The 12,946-nt window shown below is 65.1% G+C and carries 7 protein-coding genes and 3 rRNA genes; 9 read left to right on the top strand and 1 reads right to left on the bottom strand.

Annotated elements, in window-relative coordinates; translation table 11 throughout:
• Window positions 1-339: 339 nt before the first annotated feature.
• The 3 genes from DEI93_RS04740 (at window position 340) to rrf (ending at window position 5,714) form a co-directional block, all read left to right on the top strand.
• Window positions 340-1,859 (top strand): 16S ribosomal RNA (locus tag DEI93_RS04740).
• A gap of 502 nt (window positions 1,860-2,361) precedes the next feature.
• Window positions 2,362-5,490: ribosomal RNA gene (locus DEI93_RS04745) — 23S ribosomal RNA — on the top strand.
• Between the two features lie 107 nt (window positions 5,491-5,597).
• Window positions 5,598-5,714: ribosomal RNA gene (rrf, locus tag DEI93_RS04750) — 5S ribosomal RNA — on the top strand.
• Together the 16S, 23S and 5S rRNA genes form the textbook arrangement of a ribosomal RNA operon.
• Before the next feature lie 338 nt (window positions 5,715-6,052).
• On the opposite strand, the gene DEI93_RS04755 is transcribed toward rrf, so the two are convergent.
• Window positions 6,053-6,964 carry a hypothetical protein gene (locus tag DEI93_RS04755; RefSeq protein WP_181436125.1) on the bottom strand — a complete coding sequence of 304 codons (912 nt, stop codon included), beginning with the start codon at window positions 6,962-6,964 and terminating at the stop codon, window positions 6,053-6,055.
• A gap of 111 nt (window positions 6,965-7,075) precedes the next feature.
• Between DEI93_RS04755 and DEI93_RS04760 the strand changes: the two genes are divergently transcribed.
• The 6 genes from DEI93_RS04760 to recN all read left to right on the top strand — a co-directional run bounded on the left by DEI93_RS04760 (window position 7,076) and on the right by recN (window position 12,791).
• Complete coding sequence (locus tag DEI93_RS04760) at window positions 7,076-7,903, top strand: hypothetical protein (protein WP_258372335.1); 828 nt, start codon at window positions 7,076-7,078, stop codon at window positions 7,901-7,903.
• Window positions 7,904-8,000: 97 nt separating this feature from the next.
• Window positions 8,001-8,987, top strand: a complete 987-nt coding sequence (locus DEI93_RS04765) for an HAD-IIA family hydrolase (protein ID WP_258372334.1) — start codon at window positions 8,001-8,003, stop codon at window positions 8,985-8,987.
• A gap of 10 nt (window positions 8,988-8,997) precedes the next feature.
• On the top strand, window positions 8,998-9,150 hold the full coding sequence (locus DEI93_RS04770) for a hypothetical protein (RefSeq protein WP_181434694.1): 153 nt from the start codon (window positions 8,998-9,000) through the stop codon (window positions 9,148-9,150).
• 124 nt (window positions 9,151-9,274) lie between these two features.
• Window positions 9,275-10,180, top strand: a complete 906-nt coding sequence (locus DEI93_RS04775) for a TlyA family RNA methyltransferase (RefSeq protein WP_258372333.1) — start codon at window positions 9,275-9,277, stop codon at window positions 10,178-10,180.
• Window positions 10,177-11,100, top strand: coding sequence for an NAD kinase (locus DEI93_RS04780; RefSeq protein ID WP_111011366.1), 924 nt, complete (start codon window positions 10,177-10,179; stop codon window positions 11,098-11,100). The genes DEI93_RS04775 and DEI93_RS04780 overlap by 4 nt, the downstream gene beginning before the upstream one ends.
• Window positions 11,097-12,791 (top strand): DNA repair protein RecN, encoded by a 1,695-nt coding sequence (recN, locus tag DEI93_RS04785; RefSeq protein ID WP_111120525.1) that lies wholly within the window; start codon window positions 11,097-11,099, stop codon window positions 12,789-12,791. Before DEI93_RS04780 ends, recN begins: the two co-directional genes overlap by 4 nt.
• Window positions 12,792-12,946 lie beyond the last annotated feature (155 nt).

The following is a 12,946-nucleotide window of genomic DNA, read 5'->3' on the forward strand; positions in this document are numbered from 1 at the left end:
CTGATCGCTTCGACGCTTAGGATGTAAAACCTGCAACTGGTCCTCTCCTTCGGGATGAGCCATCCACCTCGTGTAGGGGGATGCACATCGGTTGCACAACCAAGAACACAGCTTCGTTGCTGATGTCCGGGGGTTCCCGGGTGGATGAGCGGATGCGTCTGGTCCTTGAGAACTCAACAGCGTGCACATTGTCAATGCCAATTTATTGACCCCGTGCGTGTCGGCCTTCGGGTTGGCGCGTTCGTGGACAATTCCTTTGGATTGAATGATTGTCAGTAGACAGTCTTTTCAGTCAGCATCAAATTCGCCTTCTGCTCTTCGGAGTGGTTGGGAACGTTTTTTACGGAGAGTTTGATCCTGGCTCAGGACGAACGCTGGCGGCGTGCTTAACACATGCAAGTCGAACGATGATGCCCAGCTTGCTGGGCGGATTAGTGGCGAACGGGTGAGTAACACGTGAGTAACCTGCCCCTGACTCTGGGATAAGCGTTGGAAACGACGTCTAATACTGGATATGACGGCCGATCGCATGGTCTGGTCGTGGAAAGAATTTTGGTTGGGGATGGACTCGCGGCCTATCAGGTAGTTGGTGAGGTAATGGCTCACCAAGCCGACGACGGGTAGCCGGCCTGAGAGGGTGACCGGCCACACTGGGACTGAGACACGGCCCAGACTCCTACGGGAGGCAGCAGTGGGGAATATTGCACAATGGGCGAAAGCCTGATGCAGCAACGCCGCGTGAGGGATGACGGCCTTCGGGTTGTAAACCTCTTTTAGTAGGGAAGAAGCGAAAGTGACGGTACCTGCAGAAAAAGCACCGGCTAACTACGTGCCAGCAGCCGCGGTAATACGTAGGGTGCAAGCGTTGTCCGGAATTATTGGGCGTAAAGAGCTCGTAGGCGGTTTGTCGCGTCTGCTGTGAAATCCCGAGGCTCAACCTCGGGCTTGCAGTGGGTACGGGCAGACTAGAGTGCGGTAGGGGAGATTGGAACTCCTGGTGTAGCGGTGGAATGCGCAGATATCAGGAAGAACACCGATGGCGAAGGCAGATCTCTGGGCCGTAACTGACGCTGAGGAGCGAAAGCGTGGGGAGCGAACAGGATTAGATACCCTGGTAGTCCACGCCGTAAACGTTGGGCGCTAGATGTAGGGACCTTTCCACGGTTTCTGTGTCGTAGCTAACGCATTAAGCGCCCCGCCTGGGGAGTACGGCCGCAAGGCTAAAACTCAAAGGAATTGACGGGGGCCCGCACAAGCGGCGGAGCATGCGGATTAATTCGATGCAACGCGAAGAACCTTACCAAGGCTTGACATACACCGGAAACGGCCAGAGATGGTCGCCCCCTTGTGGTCGGTGTACAGGTGGTGCATGGTTGTCGTCAGCTCGTGTCGTGAGATGTTGGGTTAAGTCCCGCAACGAGCGCAACCCTCGTTCTATGTTGCCAGCGGTTCGGCCGGGGACTCATAGGAGACTGCCGGGGTCAACTCGGAGGAAGGTGGGGATGACGTCAAATCATCATGCCCCTTATGTCTTGGGCTTCACGCATGCTACAATGGCCGGTACAAAGGGCTGCGATACCGTAAGGTGGAGCGAATCCCAAAAAGCCGGTCTCAGTTCGGATTGAGGTCTGCAACTCGACCTCATGAAGTCGGAGTCGCTAGTAATCGCAGATCAGCAACGCTGCGGTGAATACGTTCCCGGGCCTTGTACACACCGCCCGTCAAGTCATGAAAGTCGGTAACACCCGAAGCCGGTGGCCTAACCCTTGTGGAAGGAGCCGTCGAAGGTGGGATCGGTGATTAGGACTAAGTCGTAACAAGGTAGCCGTACCGGAAGGTGCGGCTGGATCACCTCCTTTCTAAGGAGCATCTGGCACTGCTGGCCTGGCCCGTTCGGGTTGGGGGTGGTGTCCAGGCGCCGGATCGAGACGAATGTTCTCGCCGGTAGCTCATGGGTGGAACATTGACAGTGGGTCCGGATGGATCTCGTGGATGCTAGTACGTCGGTTTCGGCCGGTTGGAACGGGTCTGTGGGTGAGGTTCGGGCCGTGCACGTTGTTGGGTCCTGAGGGACCAGGCTTCCCTGCTGCCTGTGTGGTGGTGGGGGTTGGGGCTTGATGCCCCCTCGTTGGGCCAGTGCCAAGTCGACCGGTTGGTCGGGGCGGGCTGGTGCCGATCGTATGTTGAGAACTACACAGTGGACGCGAGCATCTTAGACGCTTGCTGATTCGTCGCCGGCTTTCGTGGTTGGTGGTGGGTCGGCTGGTGTCACAAGAGTGCGATTCGCTCCTGACGTCGTTTGGCGTTGGGACGAGTCAACACTGAGGCCGTGCATCGTTTTCGGTGCGCGGCAATCTTTGTGGTCAAGTTTCTAAGAGCAAACGGTGGATGCCTTGGCATCTGGAGCCGAAGAAGGACGTAGAAATCTGCGATAAGCCTCGGGGAGCTGATAATCGAGCTGTGAGCCGAGGATTTCCGAATGGGGAAACCCCGCCAGGCGTTTTGCGACCTGGTGACTCCCGCCTGAATGTATAGGGCGGGTAGAGGGAACGTGGGGAAGTGAAACATCTCAGTACCCACAGGAAGAGAAAACAACATGTGATTCCGTGAGTAGTGGCGAGCGAAAGCGGATGAGGCTAAACCGATCATGTGTGATAGCCGGCGGGCGTTGCATGGTCGGGGTTGTGGGACACGTCGCTCAGTTCTGCCGGACTGGGGCGGTTACAGCGCATCATAGTCGAACCGGTTTGAAAGCCGGGCCGTAGTGGGTGCCAGCCCCGTAGACGAAATGGTGTTATGGCCGGATGTGTATCCCAAGTAGCACGGGGCCCGAGAAATCCCGTGTGAATCTGTCAGGACCACCTGATAAGCCTAAATACTCCCAGATGACCGATAGCGGACAAGTACCGTGAGGGAAAGGTGAAAAGTACCCCGGGAGGGGAGTGAAATAGTACCTGAAACCGTTTGCTTACAAACCGTTGGAGCCTCCTTGTTGGGGTGACAGCGTGCCTTTTGAAGAATGAGCCTGCGAGTTAGCGATATGTGGCGAGGTTAACCCGTGTGGGGTAGCCGTAGCGAAAGCGAGTCTGAATAGGGCGATTCAGTCGCATGTCCTAGACCCGAAGCGAAGTGATCTATCCATGGCCAGGGTGAAGCGACGGTAAGACGTCGTGGAGGCCCGAACCCACTTCAGTTGAAAATGGAGGGGATGAGCTGTGGATAGGGGTGAAAGGCCAATCAAACTTCGTGATAGCTGGTTCTCTCCGAAATGCATTTAGGTGCAGCGTTGCGTGTTTCTTGCCGGAGGTAGAGCTACTGGATGGCCGATGGGCCCTACAAGGTTACTGACGTCAGCCAAACTCCGAATGCCGGTAAGTGAGAGCGCAGCAGTGAGACGGTGGGGGATAAGCTTCATCGTCGAGAGGGAAACAACCCAGACTACCAACTAAGGCCCCTAAGCGTGTGCTAAGTGGGAAAGGATGTGGAGTTGCACAGACAACCAGGAGGTTGGCTTAGAAGCAGCCACCCTTGAAAGAGTGCGTAATAGCTCACTGGTCAAGTGATTCCGCGCCGACAATGTAACGGGGCTCAAGCACACCGCCGAAGTTGTAGATTTCGTACCCAGACAAGCCTTCGTGGTTCAGTCGTACGGAGTGGTAGGAGAGCGTCGTGTGGCGAGTGAAGCGGCGGAGTGATCCAGCCGTGGACGCCACACGAGTGAGAATGCAGGCATGAGTAGCGAAAGACGGGTGAGAAACCCGTCCTCCGAAAGACCAAGGGTTCCAGGGCCAGGCTAATCCGCCCTGGGTAAGTCGGGACCTAAGGCGAGGCCGACAGGCGTAGTCGATGGACAACGGGTTGATATTCCCGTACCGGCGAACAACCGTCCCAGTCAATCCAGTGGTGCTAAGAGTCCTAACCCGGCTCGATCCTGATCCCTTCGGGGTGATGGACGTCCGGTCTAACGCTCGACCCCATGCTGGTGCGGCTAGCGTATTAACAGGTGTGACGCAGGAAGGTAGCTGAGCCAGGCGATGGTATCCGTAAGGTGAACCTGGTGTAAGGATGTAGGGCTGACGATAGGCAAATCCGTCGTCTGTATGCCTGAGATCCGATGCATACCCGTCATGGGGAATTCAGTGATCCTATGCTGCCGAGAAAAGCATCGACGCGAGGTTGCAGCTGCCCGTACCCGAAACCGACTCAGGTGGTCAGGTAGAGAATACCAAGGAGATCGAGAGAATCGTGGTTAAGGAACTCGGCAAAATGCCCCCGTAACTTCGGGAGAAGGGGGGCCGGAACCGTGAACGGACTTGCTCCGGGAGCGGGGAAGGCCGCAGAGACCAGTGGGAAGCGACTGTTTACTAAAAACACAGGTCCGTGCGAAGTCGCAAGACGATGTATACGGACTGACGCCTGCCCGGTGCTGGAAGGTTAAGAGGAAGGGTTAGCCTCACGGCGAAGCTCAGAATTTAAGCCCCAGTAAACGGCGGTGGTAACTATAACCATCCTAAGGTAGCGAAATTCCTTGTCGGGTAAGTTCCGACCTGCACGAATGGCGTAACGACTTCCCAGCTGTCTCAACCGCGAACTCGGCGAAATTGCACTACGAGTAAAGATGCTCGTTACGCGCAGCAGGACGGAAAGACCCCGTGACCTTTACTACAGCTTGGTATTGGTGTTCGGTGTGGCTTGTGTAGGATAGGTGGGAGACTGTGAAGCGGGCACGCCAGTGTTCGTGGAGTCGTTGTTGAAATACCACTCTGGTCACTCTGGATGTCTAACGTAGGACCCTGATCGGGTTCATGGACAGTGCCTGGTGGGTAGTTTAACTGGGGCGGTTGCCTCCCAAAAAGTAACGGAGGCGCCCAAAGGTTCCCTCAACCTGGTTGGCAATCAGGTGTCGAGTGTAAGTGCACAAGGGAGCTTGACTGTGAGACTGACAAGTCGAGCAGGGACGAAAGTCGGGACTAGTGATCCGGCAGTGGCTTGTGGAAGCGCTGTCGCTCAACGGATAAAAGGTACCTCGGGGATAACAGGCTGATCTTGCCCAAGAGTCCATATCGACGGCATGGTTTGGCACCTCGATGTCGGCTCGTCGCATCCTGGGGCTGGAGTAGGTCCCAAGGGTTGGGCTGTTCGCCCATTAAAGCGGTACGCGAGCTGGGTTTAGAACGTCGTGAGACAGTTCGGTCCCTATCCGCTGCGCGCGTAGGAAATTTGAGAAGATCTATCCCTAGTACGAGAGGACCGGGATGGACGAACCTCTGGTGTGTCAGTTGTTCTGCCAAGGGCACCGCTGATTAGCTACGTTCGGACCGGATAACCGCTGAAAGCATCTAAGCGGGAAGCCGTCTTCGAGATGAGATTTCCATGCCCCTTGTGGGTGAGAGGCTCCCAGTAGACGACTGGGTTGATAGGCCGGATGTGGAAGCGGGGACTAACGACCCGTGGAGCTGACCGGTACTAATAAGCCGATGACTTGATTACACTTCCCACCCGTGCGGGTGGGGCTCGCGTCCACTTTGTGGTTCCCGATATGCGATCGGGGATCATCCGCAGCAACTGCGGAACATGATCGTGAATATCGATGGTGTTCCGGTGGTCATAGCGAGAGGGAAACGCCCGGTCACATTCCGAACCCGGAAGCTAAGCCTCTCAGCGCCGATGGTACTGCAAGGGGGACCTTGTGGGAGAGTAGGACACCGCCGGACTCAACGTGAAGATGTGGCCATCGGCCCTCCATCGGACTCCTGGGACTCGTTCCCAGGATGCCGATAGGGCCGGTGGCCATTTCTGTTTAACCCAGTGCGCCGTCGCGCCATGTGTGCGGATCCATCCGGCACGTGGTGGACTGAGCGTGGACAACGACACAGTGAACCGTCTCCGGTACGACCTCCGGATGAACGTACGAGGAGCCATGGTGGCCGACAGCCCCGAAGACGAAGCCCGCGACGACCGGCGCAACCGACGCGACGGAACCTCCCGCTCGAGCAGTGGTCGAGCAGGTGACGGTTCCACCGGGGCACCGGGTTCTGGCGCTGGTCCTCGGTCAGGGGCTGACGGTCGGCGCGGTCGATCGGGTGACGACCGGGGCGCCGCATCGTGGCGGGATGCCGGCCACCGGCGGGAGGACGGTGAGCGGCGTGACGTCGTGCGCCCCGACGGCGATCGTGGTCCCCGAGGAGGCCGGAGCGCTGAGCGCGGCGGGTACGTGCGGGGACCCCGGGAGTTCGAGCGTCGCGACGATCGGGGCGGCAGTTCGTACCGAGGGGGACCGCGAGACGGCAACGGCCGCGGTGTCGAGGGTGGACCTCGAGGATCCGGCCGTGCCGACGGTGATCGTCCTGGGCGCCTGCAACGTCCTTCCGAGGGGGAGCGTCCGCGCCGCGACGGGCGGGACTTCCGGGCGAACGGCACCCGTACGGACCGCCAGGGATGGCGCGACGACCGCGGGCGCGGACAAGGCGGTGCGAGGCCCGATCATGGCGGCGTCGGTCGGGGTGCGGCGGGGCGAGATGGTGGCCGGGCCTCGCGTCCGGCAGACGGCGGCCGCCGTCCGTACGGCGACGACCGCACACGCTCCGGCGACGACCGACGTGCCCGGAGCGACGAGGGCCGGCGCTTCGGCGACGACCGCCGGACGCGCGGTGACGACCGCCGACCGTACGGCGACGATCGGCGTGAACGGCGCGATGACCGCGGACCTGCCGGGGCCGGCCGTCGTGCTGGTTCCGATGGCGGCCGTTCGGGCGGAGCCAGCCGCGGGCAGGGTCCGCGCGACGGTCGACCGTACGGCGATCGTGACGACCGGGCGCGCGGCCAGGACGGGCGCGCCGGGGGTCGCGAACGTGCGCGCTTCGGCGACGGCTCCCGGTCTGCAGGCGCTCGCTTCGGTGAGGGGTCGCGGGACGCCTTCGTCGACCGCGATCCGTTCGGTACTCGGTCCATCCGTCCGCGTCACGATGACCCGGACGTCCCCGAGGGCATCCAGCCCCGTGATCTCGACATCCAGGCGCGCGCCGAGCTGAAGACGCTGAGCAAGGACAACTCGGACTGGGTCGCGAAGCACCTCGTGGCCGCAGCACTCCTCATCGACGACGACCCGGAACTCGCGCACGCGCACGCGGTCAGCGCCGGACGTCGGGCTGGACGCGTCGCCGTGGTCCGCGAGACCCTGGCGATAACGTCCTACCGACTGGGTGACTTCGCGTCTGCTCTCCGGGAACTCCGGACCTACCGCCGTATCTCGGGGCGCAACGACCAGCTTCCGATGATGGTCGACTGCGAGCGCGGACTCGGCCGTCCGGAGCGCGCACTCGAGCTGGGACGGTCCGTCGACCGTGCGGCACTCGACGTGCCCGTGCAGGTGGAACTCGCGATCGCGATGTCCGGAGCCCGGCTCGACCTCGGGAATCCCACAGCGGCGCTTGCCGAGTTGGAGATTCCACAGCTGGACCCGGCGACGGCCTACAGCTGGTCGCCGTCGCTCTACAGTGCTTACGCGGCGACGCTCGAAGAGCTCGGCCGCCAAGACGAGGCCGACGAATGGTGGGCCCGTGTCGATCGTGCTACCGCGGCGCTCGCCGAGGCTGCTGATGAGGATGCTTGGGAGACGGTGGATGTGGTCGAGGAAGCGATCGACGGAGCGGACGACGAGCGAGGCGAGGACGACGGGCTCGCCCCCGTCGACTCCGGGCGAGCCGATGGCAGTGGGAGCGACGACGGGGAAGCACCCAGCGATGGACTCGTCGAGCGCGGAGACGGCGTCACCGGTGACGACGGCATCGACGAAGGGCCAGACGTCGCCGGCGTCATCGAGTCGGATGACATCGACGACGAAGCGTTCGAGATCGACGAAGCCGACCCAATCGACGTCGACGGATCCGGAGCAGACCGCTGATCGGTCTGGATCGAAACCGATCGCGGGCGCGGTCGATGTGCACGACGATGGGTCCGGATCGGCGCGCACCGACTCGGCTGACGCAGCTCGTCCGCCCTTGGACGGCATCGACCTCGTCCTGACGGACCTCGACGGGGTCGTGTACCGCGGCGCCGCGGCGATCCCGCACGCGGTCGAGGCACTCACCGCGGCGTCGGCCACGGCCCGCGTCGGCTACATCACGAACAACGCGTCCCGGCGCCCGGCTGACGTCGCCGAGCACCTGCGTGGCTATGGCCTCGAGGTCGGAGCGGACGACGTCGTCACCTCGTCGCAGGCCGGCGTCCGGCTCCTGTCGACGCTCGTGCCAGCGGGGGCGACGATCCTCGTCATCGGTGGAGTCGGGTTGACGAGCATCGTCGAGGCCGGGGGCTTCCGGGTGACGGACTCCGCCGACGACGAGCCAGCGGCCGTGATCCAGGGGTTCTCACCGGATCTCGGGTGGCGACAACTCGCCGAGGCGTCGTTCGCCCTGGCCCGGGACATCCCCTGGGTGGCGACGAACATGGACTGGTCGATCCCGGTCGAGCGCGGCATCGCCCCGGGCAACGGCACACTCGTGGCGGCGGTGCACAACGCGGTGGGACGCATGCCCGTCGTCGCGGGCAAGCCAGAACGGGCGATCTTCGAGACGGCGGTCGAGCGGTTCGGGGGAACGCAGCGACTGTTCATCGGCGACCGGCTCGACACGGACATCAAGGGTGCCAACGACGCCGGTATCCCGAGCGTCCTCGTGCTCACCGGCATCGACCGAGCGAAGCAGGTCCTCGCCGCGGATGAGCGATCGCGGCCGACGTGGGTCCTCGGTGACCTCCGCGGTCTCGCCGAGCCGTACCCGGTGACGCACCGCGAAACCGACCGCGACGGAGCGCGCATCGTGCGGGTCGGCGGGGCACGCGTGAGGATGCAGGCACACGTCGTTCGCGTCGAGGAGCGCGGCGACGACCCCCTCGACCTCCTGCGGGCAGGGGCGACCGCGATCTGGGAATCGGGGCTCGCGATCTACGGTATCGACGTCGATCCGGCGCTGTACGGCGGCGAGTAGCCTGGACCGCATGGGTGAGCACGACGAGACCGGAGGGGACGCATTGATCTCCCGAGTCCGGCTCATCGAGGACCAGCCGCTCCCCGAGCGCGCCGACGCCTTCGCGCAGCTCCATGACGAGCTCCGCACGCGTCTCGAGGGTGGTGGCAGCGCGAGTGCGTGACGGGCGGCCCGCCGCGGGTGCTCGGACCGCTGGTGACGCCGATGCCGGTGTGCACGCTGGTTCTGGTTCTGGTTCTGGTTCTGGTTCTGGTTCCGGTGCTGCTACCGGTGCCGCGGAGCGTTCGGTGCGGCTCGACGCGCTGCTCGCCGAGCGGGGACTCGTGCGGTCCCGGACCGCCGCCGTGAAGCTGGTGCAGGCGGGCCGGGTCGCGGTCGACGGCATCACCGCGGTGAAGCCGTCGTCGCCGGTGCGCCCCGACGCCATGCTCGCGGTCGAACCGGACGACGACTGGGTGTCGCGGGCGGCGCACAAGCTGGTCGCGGCGCTCGACGCCTTCGAGGTGGACCCGGCGGGCAGGGTGGCGCTCGACGTCGGGGCATCGACCGGCGGCTTCACGCAGGTGCTCCTCGAGCGAGGAGCGTCCCGGGTCATCGCGCTCGACGTCGGTCACGGGCAGCTCGACCCCCGCGTGGCGTCGGACCGCCGCGTCGTTGTCGTCGAGGGGATGAACGCCAGGAACCTCGAGCCCGATGGCTTCCGCGCCCTGGATCCCCGGGCCGCGGCCACGAGTCTGGTCGTCGCCGACCTGTCGTTCATCAGCCTGCGACTCGTGCTCCCGGCGCTGGCCGACGCGGTCCCGGCCGACGAACACGTCCTGCTCGTGAAACCGCAGTTCGAGGTGGGGCGGTCGGGCATCCGTGAGGGCATCGTCCACGATCCTGACCTCCGCGACGACGCCGTCATGAACGTGCTCTGGACCGCGCACGACCTGGGGTTCGGCGTAGCGGGCGTCATCGCGTCGCCGATCCTCGGTACGCACGGGAACCACGAGTTCCTCGTGCACCTGGTGCGGGGCGGCGGGACACAGCCCACGGAGTGGCGATCCCGGGTGACGGTGCTCGCAGCGAACGCCGTGCGGGGCACGACGTCCGTGCGGGGCACGACGTCCGTGCGGGGCACGACGTCCGTGCGGGGCACGATGTCAGCGCGGGATCGAACGGGTACGGACAGGAACGAGGAAACGCGATGACCGGCGAACGACACATCCTGCTCGTCTCGCACACCGGCCGGCGGGACTCGATCGACGCCGCGCTCGAGGTGTGCGACCTGCTGCACGCCGCAGGCCTCGTCCCGGTGATGCCGTTCGACGAGTACGCCGACATCCGGCGTGCCGAGGCCTCCGTGGGCCAGGTCGACATCCTCGGGGTGGACGTGCAGACGTCCGAACTCGAGATCGTGATCGTGCTCGGCGGGGACGGGACGATCCTCCGTGCGGCGGAACTGGTGCGCGACGTCAACGCGCCGATCGTCGGGGTCAATCTCGGTCACGTCGGGTTCCTCGCCGAGAGCGAGCGCGACGGCTTGGCCGAGACCGTGCAGCGTGCGCTGAGCGGCGACTACCACGTCGAGGAGCGGGTGACCCTGCAGGTCGACGTCATCCTGGGGCAGGACGTCGTCTACTCGTCCTGGGCGCTCAACGAGGCGACCGTCGAGAAGGCCGCCCGCGAGCGGATGCTCGAGGTCGTCATGGAGGTCGACGGCCGCCCCCTCTCGTCGTTCGGGTGCGACGGTGTCGTCATGTCCACCCCGACCGGGTCGACCGCGTACTCGTTCTCGGGCGGCGGTCCCATCGTGTGGCCGGACGTCGACGCGCTCCTCATGGTGCCGCTCGGGGCACACGCGCTCTTCCAACGACCCATCGTCGTCGGTCCGAACTGCACGTTGGCCGTCGAGGTCCTGCGCCGGACGGCCGGCCTGGGCGTGCTCTGGTGCGATGGACGACGCACCCACGACCTGCCTCCCGGCGCGCGCGTCGAGGTCCGGCGCTCGCCGCAGCCCGTCCGGGTCGCACGTCTCAAGGACGCGCCGTTCACCGACCGGCTCGTCGCGAAGTTCCAGCTGCCGGTCAGTGGATGGCGTGGGCCCCAGCACGACGAGGACGGATCGTGATCGACGAGATCGGGATCCGGGACCTCGGGGTGATCGGCGAGGCGACGCTGGAACTCGGCCCCGGGTTCACGGTCGTGACGGGTGAGACGGGTGCCGGCAAGACGATGATCGTGACGGCGCTCGGCCTGTTGCTCGGGGCGCGCGCCGACGCGTCGTCGGTACGGCGGGGGAGTGCGTCGGCCGTCGTCGAGGGCCGCTGGCGGATCGAGGCCGACTCGCCGGTCGTCGAGCGCGTCGAGGACGCCGGCGGAGCGGTCGAGGACGGCGAGCTCATCCTGACGCGGACGGTCTCCGCCGAGGGACGCAGCCGCGCGACCGTCGGCGGACGGAGTGCGCCGGTCGCGGTACTCGGGGAACTCGCCGACCGGCTCGTCACGGTGCACGGGCAGTCCGACCAGATCCGCTTGACCTCGGCGACCGCGCAGCGCGCCGCGCTCGACGCCTTCGGCGGCTCGGCACTCCGCGACGCGCTCGCCGCGTACACCACGGCGTACGACCGCTGGCAGCAGCATGCGGGGGACCTCGAGGGCCTGACGCGCGATCGGGAGGAACGCATCCGGGAGGCGGACACGCTGCGGGCCGCGAGCGCGGAGATCGAGGCGGCCGACCCACAACCCGGCGAGGACGTCGAGCTCACGGAACGCGCCGAGCGGCTCGGCAACCTCGAGGAGCTCCGCCTCTCCGCCGGCCTGGCCCACGAGGCGCTCTCGAGCGAGGCGCTCGACGGCACACCCGACGTGGTCGGGCTGGTCGAGGCGGCGCGCCGCGCGGTCGAACGGGTGATCGGCTTCGACGCGGAACTCGCGCCGATCCTCGACCAGCTCACCGACATCGGGTACCAGGTCGGCGAGGCGGCGTCGACGTTGTCGAGCTACCTCGGCTCGCTCGACGGCGATGCCGCGCACGACCTCGAACTCGTCAACGAGCGACGGGCCGTGCTCGCCGCGCTCGTCCGGAAGTACGGGGACGACGTCGACGACGTCATCGCGTTCGGGCGGCGGGCGTCCGACCGTCTGCTCGAACTCGACGGGGACGACGACCGCATCGTGGCGCTCGAGGCCGCGGTGGAGTCGGACCTCGCCGTGCTCGAGGAGACGGCGACCGCCCTCACCGCCGCACGGACGACCGCGGCCGAGGACCTCGCCGCACGGGTGACCGACGAGCTGGCGTCGCTCGCGATGTCTGGGGCTCGACTCGTCGTCGAGGTGACGGATGCCGGTGAGTACCGGCAGGCCGGACGGGACCAGGTCGCGATCCTGCTGCAGCCGCACTCGGGATCCGACCCGCGGCCGATCGGCCGGGGTGCGTCCGGCGGCGAGCTGTCCCGCGTGATGCTCGCGATCGAGGTCGTGATGGCCGGCACGACCACCGTGCCGACGTTCGTCTTCGACGAGGTCGACGCCGGGGTCGGGGGAGCGGCGGCGATCGAGATCGGACGCCGCCTGGCCCGCCTCGCGCGGACGACCCAGGTCGTCGTGGTCACGCACCTCGCGCAGGTGGCGGCCTTCGCCACGAACCACCTGCGGGTCGTCAAGGACGCCTCGGGTGCCGTCACCTCGAGCAGCGTCCAGCGCCTGCAGGGTGAGGACCGACTGCAGGAGATGGCGCGGTTGTTGTCCGGACTCGACGAGAGCGAGAGCGGTATCGAGCACGCGCGCGAACTGCTGCAGATGGCGGCGGCGAGCGTCTGAGGCGGGCGGCGGTCGGGCCTCCCGGCATCCTGCGCGCGCCGTGCGGACCGGACGAGCGCTCCGTCGGCGTCGCGTCCTGGGGCGTGGCGCCGCGACACACCCGGACCGCCGCCGGCACCGCCCGCCGCTCCGGGCGGCATCGACGGGGTGACGCC

The sequence above is a fragment of the Curtobacterium sp. MCBD17_035 genome, assembly GCF_003234815.2.
In the GTDB taxonomy this organism is placed as follows: domain Bacteria; phylum Actinomycetota; class Actinomycetes; order Actinomycetales; family Microbacteriaceae; genus Curtobacterium.

What these genes read in the sequence shown, in the direction of transcription:
- DEI93_RS04770 (WP_181434694.1), top strand. Translation starts at nt 8,998, where the DNA reads ATGGGTGAGCACGACGAGACCGGAGGGGACGCATTGATCTCCCGAGTC.
- DEI93_RS04780 (WP_111011366.1), top strand. Translation starts at nt 10,177, where the DNA reads ATGACCGGCGAACGACACATCCTGCTCGTCTCGCACACCGGCCGGCGG.